The sequence below is a fragment of the Haladaptatus rarus genome, assembly GCF_054177585.1.
In genome coordinates this window covers 659,379-674,509 of record NZ_JBPEHG010000001.1, presented here as the reverse complement: position 1 = coordinate 674,509, position 15,131 = coordinate 659,379, and the positions used below count along the sequence as shown (strand labels likewise).

At 61.2% G+C, this 15,131-nt stretch carries 17 protein-coding genes; 9 read left to right on the top strand and 8 right to left on the bottom strand.

What is annotated here, in order from left to right; genetic code table 11:
• Positions 1-131 precede the first annotated feature (131 nt).
• Positions 132-767: a reverse transcriptase-like protein gene (locus tag ACR3FE_RS03740; protein ID WP_458205556.1), complete on the top strand. Its 636-nt coding sequence runs from the start codon at positions 132-134 to the stop codon at positions 765-767.
• Positions 768-847: 80 nt separating this feature from the next.
• On the opposite strand, the gene ACR3FE_RS03735 is transcribed toward ACR3FE_RS03740, so the two are convergent.
• The gene (locus ACR3FE_RS03735) at positions 848-1,006 is read right to left on the bottom strand and encodes a C2H2-type zinc finger protein (RefSeq protein WP_458205555.1); all 159 of its coding nucleotides are present in this window, start codon (positions 1,004-1,006) and stop codon (positions 848-850) included.
• Positions 1,007-1,118: 112 nt separating this feature from the next.
• On the opposite strand from ACR3FE_RS03735, the gene ACR3FE_RS03730 reads away from it, so the two are divergent.
• From ACR3FE_RS03730 to psmA, 4 genes are all read left to right on the top strand, one after another.
• Positions 1,119-1,538 carry a hypothetical protein gene (locus ACR3FE_RS03730; RefSeq protein ID WP_458205554.1) on the top strand — a complete coding sequence of 140 codons (420 nt, stop codon included), beginning with the start codon at positions 1,119-1,121 and terminating at the stop codon, positions 1,536-1,538.
• Positions 1,539-1,890: 352 nt separating this feature from the next.
• The gene (locus tag ACR3FE_RS03725; RefSeq protein ID WP_458205553.1) at positions 1,891-2,598 is read left to right on the top strand and encodes a helix-turn-helix domain-containing protein; all 708 of its coding nucleotides are present in this window, start codon (positions 1,891-1,893) and stop codon (positions 2,596-2,598) included.
• A 90-nt stretch (positions 2,599-2,688) separates the two neighbouring features.
• Entirely contained in the window at positions 2,689-3,306 is a 618-nt protein-coding gene (locus tag ACR3FE_RS03720; protein ID WP_458205551.1) for an Ntn hydrolase family protein, read from the top strand.
• Positions 3,303-4,067: an archaeal proteasome endopeptidase complex subunit alpha gene (psmA, locus tag ACR3FE_RS03715; RefSeq protein ID WP_458205549.1), complete on the top strand. Its 765-nt coding sequence runs from the start codon at positions 3,303-3,305 to the stop codon at positions 4,065-4,067. Before ACR3FE_RS03720 ends, psmA begins: the two co-directional genes overlap by 4 nt.
• 41 nt (positions 4,068-4,108) lie before the next feature.
• On the opposite strand, the gene ACR3FE_RS03710 is transcribed toward psmA, so the two are convergent.
• The 6 genes from ACR3FE_RS03710 to ACR3FE_RS03685 all read right to left on the bottom strand — a co-directional run bounded on the left by ACR3FE_RS03710 (position 4,109) and on the right by ACR3FE_RS03685 (position 10,576).
• Positions 4,109-5,119 carry a DUF7351 domain-containing protein gene (locus tag ACR3FE_RS03710; protein WP_458205547.1) on the bottom strand — a complete coding sequence of 337 codons (1,011 nt, stop codon included), beginning with the start codon at positions 5,117-5,119 and terminating at the stop codon, positions 4,109-4,111.
• Between the two features lie 296 nt (positions 5,120-5,415).
• Positions 5,416-6,753 carry a hydroxymethylglutaryl-CoA synthase gene (gene hmgB / locus ACR3FE_RS03705; protein WP_458205546.1) on the bottom strand — a complete coding sequence of 446 codons (1,338 nt, stop codon included), beginning with the start codon at positions 6,751-6,753 and terminating at the stop codon, positions 5,416-5,418.
• Positions 6,754-6,822: 69 nt separating this feature from the next.
• Complete coding sequence (locus ACR3FE_RS03700) at positions 6,823-8,505, bottom strand: Ig-like domain-containing protein (protein ID WP_458205545.1); 1,683 nt, start codon at positions 8,503-8,505, stop codon at positions 6,823-6,825.
• A 97-nt stretch (positions 8,506-8,602) separates the two neighbouring features.
• Positions 8,603-9,184 carry a DUF2150 family protein gene (locus ACR3FE_RS03695; protein ID WP_458205543.1) on the bottom strand — a complete coding sequence of 194 codons (582 nt, stop codon included), beginning with the start codon at positions 9,182-9,184 and terminating at the stop codon, positions 8,603-8,605.
• Positions 9,185-9,233: 49 nt separating this feature from the next.
• A complete protein-coding gene (locus ACR3FE_RS03690) occupies positions 9,234-10,082 on the bottom strand; it encodes a TatD family hydrolase (RefSeq protein ID WP_458205542.1) in 849 nt (282 codons plus the stop codon).
• Positions 10,083-10,114: 32 nt separating this feature from the next.
• Positions 10,115-10,576, bottom strand: a complete 462-nt coding sequence (locus tag ACR3FE_RS03685) for an NYN domain-containing protein (protein WP_458205540.1) — start codon at positions 10,574-10,576, stop codon at positions 10,115-10,117.
• Between the two features lie 223 nt (positions 10,577-10,799).
• On the opposite strand from ACR3FE_RS03685, the gene ACR3FE_RS03680 reads away from it, so the two are divergent.
• The 3 genes from ACR3FE_RS03680 (at position 10,800) to ACR3FE_RS03670 (ending at position 14,455) form a co-directional block, all read left to right on the top strand.
• On the top strand, positions 10,800-12,383 hold the full coding sequence (locus ACR3FE_RS03680; RefSeq protein WP_458205538.1) for a S8 family serine peptidase: 1,584 nt from the start codon (positions 10,800-10,802) through the stop codon (positions 12,381-12,383).
• A 130-nt stretch (positions 12,384-12,513) separates the two neighbouring features.
• On the top strand, positions 12,514-14,205 hold the full coding sequence (locus ACR3FE_RS03675) for a Na+/H+ antiporter (protein ID WP_458205537.1): 1,692 nt from the start codon (positions 12,514-12,516) through the stop codon (positions 14,203-14,205).
• A 76-nt stretch (positions 14,206-14,281) separates the two neighbouring features.
• Positions 14,282-14,455 carry a hypothetical protein gene (locus tag ACR3FE_RS03670; RefSeq protein ID WP_458205535.1) on the top strand — a complete coding sequence of 58 codons (174 nt, stop codon included), beginning with the start codon at positions 14,282-14,284 and terminating at the stop codon, positions 14,453-14,455.
• Here the strand turns inward: ACR3FE_RS03670 and ACR3FE_RS03665 are convergent.
• Positions 14,452-14,898, bottom strand: coding sequence for a hypothetical protein (locus tag ACR3FE_RS03665; RefSeq protein WP_458205534.1), 447 nt, complete (start codon positions 14,896-14,898; stop codon positions 14,452-14,454). The two genes, ACR3FE_RS03670 and ACR3FE_RS03665, sit on opposite strands and share 4 nt — an antisense overlap.
• A gap of 64 nt (positions 14,899-14,962) precedes the next feature.
• Here ACR3FE_RS03665 and ACR3FE_RS03660 point away from each other — a divergent pair, with 64 nt between their 5' ends.
• A complete protein-coding gene (locus ACR3FE_RS03660; RefSeq protein ID WP_458205533.1) occupies positions 14,963-15,130 on the top strand; it encodes a hypothetical protein in 168 nt (55 codons plus the stop codon).
• The last annotated feature ends 1 nt before the right edge of the window (position 15,131 follow it).

Below are 15,131 nucleotides of genomic sequence, written 5' to 3'. Positions count from 1 at the left end.
GGGGAGGGGCATATATATCTGTGGTGGTAGATAACATTCAACACATTTATTTGTATCATGATACATTATGAGTGAGATATATTGCCGGGTATGACCGCAGATTTAAGTAATCAGAAACCGAGAACGTAAGTATGGCCGTTAACGGCCGCCATCCCGCATTGCGAGACCTGTTCGACGAGTCGCCCACGCCGCATATCGCCCACCCACCCCACACACATCATCGTGATTTCTACGTCGCCACCGACGGTTCGTTCAGTCACGACTGTGGTGCGGGTGGCCTCGGCGTTATCATCGAAACGCGAGACGGCAAGCGCGTCGCCCGCCTCTCCGTGCCCGACGACGATATCCCCGACAACAACGTCGCGGAGTATCGGGCACTCCATCTCGGCCTCGACGTGCTGGCCGTCCGCGCGCCCGCAGACTCGCGGGTCGGTGTGCTGGTAGACCACGACCAGCTCGCAGCCAACGTCAACAACGCGGTGCTCGCCGCCAATCGGACGGACTGGCGTCCGCCGAAACCTTTCTGTGTGCCACCCGCAGGGAAGTATCACTGGCGCGGCATCCGCGCTCGGATCGCCGGATTCGGTGAACTCCGCTCCGCACGCATCCGGAGCGACCAGAATCCAGCCCATCCACTGGCGAACGCCCCGGACGAGTACGCCCACGTGAACCGCGAACCTGCGCGGTGTCTGCTCCCCGACGCACCCCAGTCGAGCGAGACGCAGATTCCGCCGCCGTCGCGCGCCGACAGGCACGCGAGCGGGTAGACGCGAGTGTAACCCTCACCAGCTACGACCGCGGTTCGCCGCACGGCCACAGTTCAGCCCTTGCCAGCGGTTCGGCCCACTCAGTCCACAAGCCCTTGCTCGCGCATGTGTTTCACGAGGTCGTCTCTGGAGTCGAACACCTTCTTGCAGGCCGGGCAGTTATATTCATCGGAGTGGTCGCCGTGCTCGTGGTCCTCGTTCGTGGCTCGGTCTGCACCTTCCGCAGGTCTGTCGGTCACGGTGACCGAGAAACGACGTCCAGTTTCGTAAACACTTGGTCTCCTGTTAGCTGATGATGCAAAACACCTACTACCCCGCTCTGTGAGGAGAGCACCTACGGGTGGCACGCGAATGGGCACACGGATACTCGACACGCTTTCTCGGTACTGGAAGCGCCGCATCGACCGACCGGATTACAGACAGGCGTACGTCAAACTCCCGCTCGACACCGACCTTCCCGCACTGGCACACGAGTTCGAACTCGTCTGCGAGGGGCAACTCGACAGGGTCCCACGCCGGAACGCGCTCCTCGTGAAAACCGACTACGTTCCCGCGGATCGATTCGACTCGAAGCGATTCGAGGTGCTGGTCAGCGATCTTCGACGGCAGTGTCCCGACCGGTACGTCCTCCACGAATCGACGAAGTGGCGACCGCACGACGACGGGGTGGCGAAGACGCACACCATCGTTCCCGTGAGGCCGCTGTACTCGGTGGCGGAGCGGGCAGGTGAGTCGGAACGAGCGGTCTCGGTACGAAGGCGACCGCGATAGGGACGGTTTTGGTATGGACGAGTTTTCGACCGTCTTGCAGGGGAACAACCACCCCCGGCGCGATCGGGCGGAGGCTTTCGAGGACTGATTCCCGGTAGTTGCAAACACGCGGAAACGAACTGGTCTCGTACGACCGATCAGGACTATCGAGAACTCCGTCACGTCACTCTCGGGTCTTCGAATCTGTGTACTGAAAACAACTATTTTGTACTGAAATGTACTGACCGGATCATCGATTCTGTCATAGTTCGCCTTCTCACACGGGATTCGGCGCTGATCTCCACGCGAACTTCGACGGGTGTCGAAACTCGGTTTCGATATGCTTTTCCGTGACAGCGCCACACGCGAATGCATGACAGACGCGCGCCGGACGCTCGCCGAACAGATCGCGGGCGAGATCACCCTGAGCGACGACCCCGGAGCGACCTTGCGGAAGTGGCGCACCGACTTCGACGTATCTCAGACCGCACTCGCGGAGTATCTCGACGTCTCCTCGTCGGTCATCTCCGACTACGAGAGTGGGCGGCGCGAGAATCCAGGCATCGGCGTGGTTCGCCGGACTGTCGAGGCCCTGCTCGACATCGACGAACAGCGTGGTGGCGGGCGGATCCGCCAGTACGCCCGCGTGCTCTCGGCGGGGTTCGACAGCGACATCGTCAGCGACCTGCGCGAGTATCCGACCGGCGTGCCCCTCTCGCGGTTCTACGACGCCATCGACGCTACCGAACTCGCGTCGGGGAAGCAGACGCGCATCACCGGCCACACCGTCATCGACAGCATCGAAGCCATCACGCGCCTCTCCAGCGAGGAGTTCTACCGCCTCTACGGCCAGAGCACGAGTCGCGCACTCGTCTTCACCAACGTCACGCGCGGGGAATCTCCACTGGTCGCCATGCGCGTCGTCAACCCCACGCCGAACGCCGTCGTCCTTCACGGGATCGAACCGGAGGATCTCTGGGAGCACGCACCCAAGCTCGCCCAACTCGATGGCTTCTCGCTCGCCGTCACCGGCTGCGAGCAAGAGGCGATGCTGGACGCGATGCGCGACCTCGCGCCGTGACGCTCCGCTGCCGCCACTATCTCGATACCTGACATTTGCTAAAATATATTTTAGCTAACACCTTTCCGAACGGAACCCCTCTCGTCTTCCATGTCCGATTCGATAACGAAGACCGGGACGACCACGGTTGCCCTGACGACGGACGACGGCGTTCTGCTCGCTGCAGACCGTCGCGCCAGTATCGGTGGTCGGTTCGTCACGAACAAGAACGTCCAGAAAGTGCAGGAAGTCCACCCGACTGCTGCGATGACCATCGCTGGCGGTGTCGGTGATCTCCAGTCGTTCGTCCGAACCCTCCGGGCCGAAGCCAGCCTCTACGAGACGCGCCGGGGTGACCCCATCGAGATGTCCGCCCTCTCGACGCTCGCCGGAAACCTCCTTCGCAACGGGCCGTACCGCGCCGCCCAACCGACGCTCGGCGGCGTCGATTCGACCGGCCCGCACGTCTACGATCTCGACATCGGCGGTGGCGTCATGGAAGCAAATTACGTCGCCAGCGGAAGCGGGATGCAACTCGCCTACGGCGTCCTCGAACGCGAGTACGAACCCGGTCTGCCGACCGACTCTGCCCGTCGCATCGCGGCCCAGTCCATCGAGAGTGCCACCGAACGCGATACTGCGAGCGGCAACGGATTCACGATCGCGACCATTTCGGGCGACGGCGTCGAGATCCGCGGCTACGACGAGCGCGAGGAGGTGGCGGCATGAACGGACAGCGCCAGCAGGCATACGACCGCGGGACGAACATCTTCTCGCCCGATGGTCGCCTCTATCAGGTCGAATACGCCCGCGAAGCAGTCCGGCGCGGAAGCGTCAGCGTGGGTGTCCGCGCACGCGACGGCGTCGTGTTGGCCGCGAGCAAGCGCCTGCGTTCTCCCCTGCTCGAAGCCGATGGCGTCGAGAAACTCCACAAGATCGACGACCATCTCGGCGTCAGCAGTGCAGGCCACGTCGCCGACGCCCGCCAACTCGTCGACTTCGGACGCCGCCGCGCCCAGACCGACCGCCTGCGCTACGACGAACCGATGGCCGTCGAACCGTTCACCAAGGCCGTGACCGACCACGTCCAGGAGTTCACGCAGCAGGGCGGCGCACGGCCGTTCGGTGCGGCCCTCCTCGTGGGCGGTGTCGATTCCAGACCGGGTAACGACTCCACGATTCACTCCTCTTCTCGCCCGCGCCTCTTCGAAACCGACCCCTCCGGGACACCTTACGAGTGGCAGGCGACGGCCATCGGCGCGAACGACGACACCGTGCGCGAGTATCTCGAAGGGAACTACGACCCCGACTGCTCGGTCGATTCGGGCATCGAACTCGCTCTCTCCGCACTCGCCGAGTCGCGGGGTGGCCCCCTCGAACCCGAGGAAGTCGAGGTGGCGACCATCGACCCGACGTACCGAGAACTCGACACCGACAGTCGTCGCTCGACGCTCGATTCCCTCGACCTGCTCGCAGAAGGCGCGTCGTAGCCCGACGGTTCTGTCGAGTCTGTCGAGCTACGGTTCTCGCCTCACGACGCCGACGGCGAAGCGGTCGTCTGCTGTACCGTCACGACGTCGAGGCTCTTGGCGACGAACAGCGCCAACAGTTCGCCGTCGAGCTCCGCCGACACCCGGACACACCACGGGTCCTCCGATACGACCTGTTCTCGCCACTCCCCGCCGACGTTCCACAGCGGGCGCTCCCGCACGTCGATGTCGTGCTGGTGATAGAACGAGATGACTGCGGGGTGTTCGAGCACCGCGAGCGTCACGGGCGAGCGAAGACGACAGCCACAGCGGTCGCAGTCGAACCGCACCTGCGGACGGCGCTGCTCGTTCGACACGTCGTCCGGCAGGTGGTCGGCGTCGGGGTAGCCGACGTGAGCTTCTGCTGGCGCACTGCACTCCGGACAGACGCCGTCGGCCATGAGCGAGAGTCGATGGCGGTGATGGCGGTCGAACGCCGTCAGCAGTCCCTCCGGGTCGTGTGCGCGCTGGCCCCCGGGTGGAAACGGAAGCGTGAGCGTCGGTCTGCCGCACGCCCCACACTCGATTGCCACGTAGTTGTCCTCACCGTGGGCTTCGAGGGCTTCTTCCCGGCAGAACGGACAGGGGTCGTCCACCGCGATGGGGTCGAAATCCACGCTATCGGTGTAGGTTCCGGCGCGAATCGCTCGGGCGATCTCGCGCCCGGCGTAGGTGAGTGCGTACCCACGGTCGGTCTTTCGGACGAAGTGGTCGGTCAACTGTCGGAGATGGTAGGAGAATCCGGCGGTGTTGTCGGCCGTCGTCGCCTCGAACAGCTCCGAAAACGCGAGGGTATCGTCGCCCTCGGTTTCCGCATCCACGAGCTTCCGGAGCACGGCCATTCGAACTTCGTTGCCGAGGACGCCGAAGGCGTCGGTCGGGTCGGTTCGCTCCGTTTCTGGCTCGATCGTCGCTGATCGCTCGGGTTCGGTTGCTTCCAGCTCTTCACTCTCGGTCGGTTCCGGGAGTTCCGTTTCGTCCACCGACTGCGTCTCTGGCTCAGTTTCGGTCATCTCTGATCTGGCTGTGATCGCGTGATCGGTCGTGTATTGTTTGCATGAACGGGTGACGTACGGATAAAACGTTTGACGAAATTCGGATCGAAGATGTCGAAGTGGACTGGAGTAGAAATCGGCTACTGGCGGTGGATCTCGTCTGTTCGACGGTAGTTATCGCTATCGTCAGCAAAGCGCCCCTTCTGTAAGACAAAAATCGCCATCCACCAACATCTCCGGATAGAATTCGGAAGTTCACGAGCGGCAAACCCTCGAAAGACCGAAATCAACCGCGCGGAATCTGTGCGAATCCCTTATTCTACGTACTCGTAGGTTCGCTCGTTCATCTCCCCGCGACCGACGAAGACGAACTCGTCTTCGGCCTGCGTGAAGTCGTCCAGTTCGACGCGCTTGTCGTGGTTGTGGCGGTCGTGAACGTCTTCGTACTCCTCGAAGGTGAGGTCGTGGCGGGCGCGGATCTGGTCGTCGATGGAGAGTTCACCGATCTCGTCTTCCCATCCTGGTTGGACCGTCTCGGCGTGGATCTCCGCCTGTGCACCGCTGCCGTAGGAACCGACGAGCAGTTTCTTCCCCGTCATGTCGAGGTCGTTCTCGGCGGCGTGCTGAAGCGCCGAGGCGCGGGCGATGTGAACCGACCCGGTGTACCAGTTGCCGACCTCGCGGGAGATGCTGAGCGTCGGATCGATGGTGTTTCCGTACCACTCGCGGTACTGGTCGGTCGATTTGAGATCGTCCATGTACGCTCGGATAGCCTCCTCGTAGGCTTCACGGTCGTCGTACTCCGACTCGCGGGGTTGGCGACCGATCTCCTCGACCAACTCTTCTTCGACTTCGGTATCGCGGATCATGTGCCGGAATCCGAGGAGGCCCGCCTTTCGAACCATGCCGGGGAACGGGGTGTGGAACGGGATGTACTCGTAATCGTCGGGGTGGGTGTCGCCCGCGACGCTCTCGAAGTCCTCCAGTGCCTCGCGCATCCGGGCGAGGTAGACCTGCATCGACCGCTTGCCGTCCACGCTGGGGAACTGCTGGTTGGGTTTCAGGAAGTCAGTCTCGTCGGCGCTGCCGTACCCCTGGTCGGTCGAGAGTTCCACGAGACCTGGGTCTTCGCTGATGAGCATTGCGACAGCACCTGCTCCCTGCGTCGCCTCACCGGGGTCGCCACGCGCGTAGAGCGCGGTGTCGGTGGCGATGACGAGCGCGCTCCGACCGCGATTCCGGCCCGCCTTGATCCAGTTGTAGGCGTCGTCGAGACTCTGTGTTCCCGCGATGCAGGCGAACTTTCGCTCACCCTTGTTCGCGTGGTGGAAGTCGCTGTCGTACACCTGTTCGAGACAGCCCGCGATGTACGTCGAGACGGGCTTGGAGTTGTCGAACGCGGACTCCGTCGCCACGTCGATGCGACCGATGTCGTCCGGTGTCAGTCCCTTCCGCTCCATCAGTCGGTAGGCCGCGTTCGCGCCCATCGTCACGATGTCTTCGTGAGCATCGGGGAACGAACTGGCGAATAGTCCCAGGCCTTTCGTGTAGTAGTCCGGATCTTTGTCCTTTACTGGTGCGACCGTCTCCGGCAGGTCGAGTTTTAGCTTCCCTGTCCAGATCTCGATGGCGTCGATACCCACGGCTGTCATTCTTGCTTCCACTTTGCATAACGTGGTATAAGGATTTGTCGATGGAAGTATCGACGGTTGTCGAAAAAGTCAGTTGTTCGGGGTTTCAGCGACGAACTCGAACGTTTTCGACGATCCATCGGCGAAGTGGATGGTCACGAGTATCGTCTTTTCAGACATCTCTACGACCTTCTTTTTCTTCTTGAACTCGTAGATATACACAGTCGTCTCCGAACCACCAGCGATCGTCGCGTTATCCGTGGGCGATTCGGTCGTATCCATCACGTACTGGCTTTCCGTGTCATCGCCCATCTCCAGCCAGCCGTCTTCGGTCGCATCGACGAAGACCTCGTGTTGACCATCGGCTCCCTTCCCGCCGTTCGTTTCGTTGACGTACTTCGCCGAGTTATCTTTCTCTACGTTAACGGTGATATCGGTCATCGTCACGTTCTCAGTCCCCGTGTTGTTCAACGAGAACTGGACGCCCGTCGTTTCACTCCCGTTCGCCTTCGCCAGTCCACTGCCAGTCACGTACTCGACGTTCGCGGCCGAGCCATTGCCGCCATCTCCGCCGTCACCTCCACCGTCACCGCCGCCATTGCCGCCGTTCTGACCGACCAGATTAAGGAAGAACGCGAGGGTCTCCTTTCGATCTGCGTCGAACGTCGCGCCTCCCGGTGGAACGTCGTCGATACTGACCTGAACTTCGGCCTCACCACCGTTCGCCGGGGGGGTTTCGGGGGAGTAGGTGACCGAGGCCCGACCGTCCGCCCCGGTCGTCACCCGCACTTTCTTACCGGTTGTCGTTCCGTTGTCGAGAGACCCTTGATCTCCATCGACGAGCGTGAAGTTCACGGTCGCACCCGAGACTGGGTTGTTGTATTCGTCTCTGACCTCGACGTCCAGCTTTTGCCGACCACCCTCGGCCACGCTCGTCCCGTTGCCGGAGACTTCCGTGACGTAGTGCGGTTCCACGCTCGACGCTCCAGACCCGACTTCGACCTTGGCTAGTCGAAGGTTGTAGGTCACCAGTTCGTCGTTTTCCTTTGCCTGCAGTTCCACCATGAGGATTCCGTCGGTCGGCATGCCGACCGATTCGACGTACTTCTGATCTTCGAGCAGTTCTTTCCACTTCTCCTCGCTGAGACCGGTCGACACGCGAATCGTGAGGTTCCCGCCCTCGTTCGACCGGACGGGAATCGTTCGAATCTCCGTGGTCGAGGGGCTGACCGCGTGCGGGTCGATGCTCATCGTTCCAGACCGAGACTGCGATACCGCTCCGTCGAGCGTGACGAGCGTGATGCTCTTCCCCCGAACGAGTTGCTGGTCGGTCAGTGTCGCGTTGCCCGTATCGGCGTGGTTGTAGACGATCGTGTTCTCGTACACCGTCTCGGGCGCGTTCCCGTACTGGTCGTAGTGTGGCGCGTACACCAGTGCGTTCGTGCCGAACGAAAGAGTATCACTTACGTAGTCCGCCGTGTGCTGGTCGCGCGCCGTGACGTTATCGACGTCGATGTCCCCCAGTTTGACGGTTCGTACCGTTCCCGTGGGTGGTGGTGGATTGATGAAGAATACGCGCTCCGGATACTGCGTTCCGAGCGTTACCGACGTTGGCTGGCCCGCGCCGGTCGCCCCCGTTCGGATGATGGTGTTCCGAACGTCGTGCATCTGGCCCTGCACTTTCTCGCTGTGGTGAAACTCCACCTCCGCGTTCTGGTTCGGAACGGCGGTCGCCTGATACAGTGACATTGCGATGACGAGCGTGGCCAACATGAGGATCGCCCCACTTGCACCGTCACCCCGCGGTCGTCCGCCCAGAACGTCATGGATGGGACAGAAACAGCAGGGCAATAAAAACCCTTGTACTCGCTTACTCGTCGTCTTCCTCGACGACTTCGGGGTCGCTCATCGCGCTCTGGAGGCTGTCGAGGCCATTCACCCACTCCGTCACCAGTCCGTACTCCAGTTCCTCGGTCACCGACATGTCGAGTTCGTCACCCGCGATGATGCGCGTTCCACCCGCCGCGACGAGACCGAGCGCCGAGTCCAGATCCTCCGCTTCCTCGGCTTTCGACGCTTCGGTGATGTACTCCCGGACGCTCGCCTCTTCCGCAGGCCCGCGAGCCACGTACTCTTCGGAGGCGTAGAAGACACAGAGGAGGCTCGTCTGCACACCGTCGATGAGCATCGCTTTCTCTTCGTCTTCGAACTCGACCTCCGCGAGAACCGTCTCACGGATGTCTGCGAGTTCGGAGAGCGCCGTCTCCTCGTCGATGTCCTCGTCGTCGTACGCCGTGACGATCTTGGCGACGGCGATAGCGACGTCGTCCTGCAGATTGAGGAGCAGGCGCGCCGAATCCTCGTTCTCCGGGTCGATCTCTTCGTCCTTGATTCTGTCCAACCAGTTTTGCCAGCGTTCTTCGGAGTAGAACTCCTCTGGAGGTGCGCTCATATCTCTCTCGTGCGTAGCACGATAAATAGGCCTTTCCTTCGGTCCCTGATTATCTACATAACGTTTTCCGCGTATCGAGACCGTACACGTTCTCAGGCGTCGATACGTGGGCGATTCGAATCGCCTCGTCGTATCCCTGTTCTTGCATCCATTTGACCCGGCGTGGAACCGTCTTCGGTCCCAACACAGCGCCGGGCCGGTCGGGGTCGTCGACGAAATCGGTCTCCATCAAGAACGGTTCGCCACGTTCGGCGGCGACTTCGAGGCGGTCTTTCTCGCTCATCACGCTCGGTGTCACGCCAGCCAACTCGCCGCCCGCGTAATGCTTGACGACACGTTCGGGTGAGAGTCCGGCATCCTCCGCCCACGCCGCGACCTCCGTGAGATCCTCGGTCGCTTCGGTGTGTAGTTGGACGGCACAGTCCGCTTCCGCGCCGAGTTCGAGTGCTCGCCGGAGGACGGCGTTCGAAGCGTCCCACACGTCTTCGGGCACGTCGTAATGTGGCCGCCCCGATTTCAGGGCGACTGCAGAACCGTCCGCGACGTACTCTGTGGCGACTTCCAGTCCGGATTGCATCAGTTCTCTCGCGTCCGCGGGCGCGTACCCGCGATCATCCACGAGTTTCGAGACGAGTCCGGGGTGGACACCGAGAACGGGCCACGCTTTCCCTGGTAATATTTCGTTTGCGCGCGCAACGACTTCGACGGTCGTGTCGAACACCGCGCGGAAATCGTCGCCGGTCTCGACTTCGACGCCGAGCAACCAGGAGGGTTTGTTGACGACGAGCAGATGTGTGCCGCCGCTCCGAGCGAAGTCCTTGACGGCTTCGATTCCGCGTCCGTGTTCCGGGTCGAGATGAAGATGATCGTCGAGTACCGGCGTGCCGAGGTCGTCCATATGCGACTCGTGGTGCCCCGAGGAAAAAACGCCTACTCTTCGATGACGAACGCTTCGTGGGCCGCATTCTGAAGCGCGTCCGAACGTCCGTACTCGCCGGGTGCGATGGCGACCGTCCGGACACCGTTGCGCGCCGCCTTTTCGAGGACGGGTTTGAAATCCGTATCTCTGGAGGCGATTGCTAACACGTCTACCTGTTCGTCCAATGCCAGTTCTGTCGCGTCGATAGCGAGTTTCACGTCGACGTCACCACTCGTCATGAGAACCTCGAACCCACGCGCTTCCGCGGCCTGGATCAGGCCGGGTGTGGCGTGTTCGTCGAGATAGAGGCGTGAGACGACGAGCTGGCCGAGGTGGGCGCCTGCCGCGCGGATATCGTCCAGATCGACGTCGAACTCGTCGCGGAGCACGTTCGGACCATCGACGAACAGCGCGATGGTTCGGTCGTCATCGTCGGGTTCACTACCGAGTAGTGACCGCAAACCGCCGGTCATGCACCGAGCTAAACGGCACCGAGACAAAGCCGTGGCGATTTACCCGTCATCTCACAAAATTCCTTCAACATCTTCAACAGGTGGTTCTTTAGTCTACTATCATCCTGTATCGATCGATTGATACCTTATAATTTCGCATTCATTTATCGGTCTATAGTTACAGATTTCAGGATTCTAAATGAATAAAATTTATATACGTACATCCTGTTCGTTAACCCGCTGCATGGCAGACGACAACACATCGCGGTTTGACAGGCGGACATTCCTGAAAGCAACCGGAGCGGCTGGTGCGGCAGCGGCAATGGGTGGCATTACTGCGGCTACCCCCGGGCGTGAGCCAGGTGCAAAAGAGGACGAAGTGCTAGTCGGTGTTTCGGCTGGCAAAGGCGACATCCAGCAGACTGTCGCTCAGTATGTCCCAGGCGATGCTGAGATCGTTCACAAGAACGAAACGCTGCGCTACGTCGCAGTCAAGTTCCCGAGCGCGGCAGGCGACCGTGCACGCGAGAACTTCATCAGCGCCGTCACGAAGAAAGACGGTATCAAATACGCTGAGAAGAACGCGACGTACACGACGCAACTGACGCCGAACGATCCGAAGTTCGATCAGCAGTACGCGCCCCAGCAGGTCGGTTCCGACCAGGCGTGGGACACGACGCTCGGTGACTCTTCGGTGACCATCGCGGTCGTCGACACCGGTGCTCAGTACGACCACCCCGACCTCGCAGGGAACTACAAATCCGATCCTGGATACGACTTCGTTGACAGCGATTCCGACCCGTACCCGGACGTTCCGCAGGACGAGTACCACGGCACGCACGTTTCGGGCTGTGCCGCAGCAGTCGTCGATAACGGCACGGGCGTTGCAGGCCAGGGTAACTCCTCACTCATCAACGGTCGCGCACTCGACGAGAACGGCAGTGGCTCCACGTCCGACATCGCCGACGCTGTCGAATGGGCAACTGACCAGGGTGCGGACATCATCAACATGTCCCTCGGTGGCGGTGGATACACGAGCACGATGAAGAACGGCGTCTCGTACGCACAGAACAACGGCGTCCTCACCATCTGTGCTGCTGGTAACGACGGAACCAGCAGCGTCTCCTACCCGGCAGCTTACAGCGAGTGTATGGCTATCTCTGCCGTGGACGACAACGAGAACCTTGCTTCGTTCTCGAACTACGGCAGCGAGATCGAACTCGCAGCGCCCGGTGTCAACGTGCTCTCGACGACCACCGAGACCCGCGGTTCCTACGAGGAGCTCTCCGGTACGTCGATGGCGACGCCGGTCACGTCCGGTGTCGCCGGGTTGACTCTCGCCCAGTGGAGTAGCCTCACCAACTCCGAACTCCGAAACCATCTCAAGAACACGGCGGAGGACATCGGCCTCTCCTCGGACCAGCAAGGTAGCGGCCAGGTCAACGCCTACACGGCAGTCACTACCGACCCGTCCGGCGACGGTGGCGGTGGTGGCGGTGGCGACGGCGATTCCACGTCCGAGACCGTCAGTGACTCCCTCTCCGGCTACTGGGACTACGACGACTGGTCGTGGAACTGGGAGTACAGCAGTCCGAGCCAGGTCGTCGTCGAGCTCGACGGACCGAGCGACGCCGACTTCGACCTCTACATCAACACGGGCACGACGACCAACGCGAGCCCGAGCAACTACGACTACGCGTCCTACACCGCGGACAGTCAGGAATCCATCACCATCGACAACCCTGACACCTCGACGGCGATGCAGATCGACGTCGACTCGTACAGTGGATCGGGTAGCTACGACCTGACCATCACCGAGTACCAGTAATTCCTGAGCCGATTGGTCCCCATCCTCTCTCGTTCGACGCCGACCAGTGGCAACGTTCTTTCTGCGAGCTGTTCTCGAATACTAACCCGAACAACGCGGCTTTATCCGTCGTCACGACAAACCGTCGCCTATGGCCGAGACGGGAATCACAACTGGACTCATCAATCTGCTCGCCGTCTTCATCATCGCCGGGGGAGTTGGTATCTTCGTCGCCAAGGTCGGACGGTTTCCGTACACTATCGCTCTCTTGCTCGCAGGTATCGCCGTCTCGGTTCTCGGAATCGACATCGACATCACACTCACACACGACCTCATCCTGCTCGTGCTCCTGCCGCCACTCCTGTTCGAAGGCGCGGCGACGACCGACCTCGAACGTTTTCGGGAGAACATCGTCCCGATTCTCGTCCTCGCCGTCCCCGGACTCATCGTCTCTATCCTCGTTCTCGGGTGGCTCGGAAGCTACGCATTCGGCTATCCCATCCTCCTCGCCACGCTCTTTGCCGCCATGGTTCTGCCGACCGACCCCGTCTCGGTGCTGGCACTGTTCGAAGAACTCGGCGCACCGGATCGACTGTCGGTTCTCGTCGAGGGCGAGAGCCTGATAAACGACGGCGTCGGCGTCGTCGTCTTCTCGACGCTGTTCGGACTGGTCGTCACGTCACAGGAAAAGAACACCGAACTCTCGGAACTCATCACACCGCAAGTCGTCGGCGATGCGGGGGTCGAAATCGTCACCGCCAGTCTCGGAGGACTCATCGTCGGTCTCGCCGCGGGATACGCCATCTATCGCGTGATGGCCAACCTGGACGAGCACATGACGGAGATCGTGCTTACGCTCATCCTCGCGTACGGCAGTTTCCTGCTCGCCGAACACTACCTCCACGTCAGCGGTGTCATCGCCACCGTCACCGCTGGACTGTTCATCGGTAACCGGGGTGCGGAGTACGCGATGAGTCCCCAGACGAAGATTTCCATCTTCAACACGTGGGAGACCGGCGCGTTCCTCGTCAACACGCTCATCTTCGTCCTCATCGGCGCGAAGACACCCCTCGCACAGATACTCGACAACTGGCAACTCATCGCTATCGCGATCGTCCTCACCCTGCTCGTCCGTTCGCTCGTCGTCTATCCCTTCACGGGCATCGTCAACCGGTTCAGCAACCGAAACGTGCCGCTCACCTACCAGCACGTGATGATCTGGGGTGGGCTGCACGCCTCGATTCCCATCGCACTGGTGCTCGGTCTCCCGGACGACTTCCCGCGCGTGGTGGAACTGCGTGCGATGGTGTTCGGCGTCGCCGCCTTCAGTCTCGTCGTTCAGGGATTGACGATGGGCAACCTGCTCGACCGCCTCGGTGTCGTCACGCGTACCGAGACGGAAGAGCTGTACGAACTTCTCCTCGGGCGTGCGCGTGCGGTCGACTCCGCACTCGATGCTGCAGAGCGACTCTACGACAGGGGCGACCTCCCCAACGACGTGTACAGCGATTTCCACGGCGAGTACGAACAGGAGAAAGAAGACCTGAGTCAGGCGATCTCTCGAATCCTCAGTGAAAACCCCGACCTGCGCCGGGAGGAACTGCTCGTCGGCGAGCGCCGCGTCCTGAAACAGGAAAAGAGCGCCATCATGAGCGCGATGCGTTCGGGGGTCATCTCCGACGATATCGGGGAGAAACTGCTAGAGGAAGTCGACCTCAAACTCGACCGAGTGGACGCAGGTGACAGCACCGTTCGCAAAGACCCCGAGAAAGAGGGCTACGAAGAGTTCTGGCGCTCGCGTATCGACGAGTATGGGATCGACATCTCCGCTGGAGACGACTGACCGAAACTTCATATACCGGGGCGGAACCAATCCGGGGTGACCGACATCGTGAATTCACCGGTCGGTCTGACCAAGGATGACCTGCCAGAACTGCGGACACACGGACTCGTTCGTCTTGCTCGTCGATCTCGCTACCCACGTTACGGAGACGGATACCACACCACTCGACTGGTCGCTCGCCGTCCAGTGCCCTTCGTGTGAGAGTACCGGCGTGGCTATCGACCCGCCCGACCTGCTCGCTCGCATCTAGGGGCCGACCACGCGATCGTAAACCGACTCGTTCGCTGGAGTCGTCTCACCAGTCCACGTCACGAACGTCGTCCCCATCTTGCCAGCGACCTGCGACACCCGTGTTTCGAGTGTTCCGACCGACAGCGGAGAGAGAAAATCGACGAGTCGTTCGTGGTCTCGAAGCCACACGCCGTCGGGTGTGTGTTCACGGAGCATCTGCTCCGTGTGGCTGATCGCGTCCGCGAAAGACTGCGCTTCGAACTGTCGTCTGGTTCGCTCCGTCGCCTGTACCGTGACGTACAGTGGCAACTGCCAGTGGTCTCCACGGCATGCGGCGACGATGCCCGCGTCGAAGGTCACGACGTTCTCGTCAGTGGCAGGTGCCGACTGCCCGCGGACGAGGATGCTTCGTGCCTCGTGGTCGTGTAATCGCTGTGTGAGTTCCGGTGTCGAAATAGTCATTTATGACTATAGAGTCGAAATAGCTAAGAATCCATAATGGTACCGATTCCAATGGTGGGGATAGATGTCTTCCGAGCAGATCCTCGGCACGACGACCGTAACCCAGCGCTGGCGAATCAGTCTCATCAAAGCCGTCCGCGAAGAGTTCGCCGAAGCAGGCGAGGAAGTCGAAGAGGGAGACCGACTCGTCTACAAGAAACGCGATGGGCAGATCGTCATCGAACCGGCCTGAA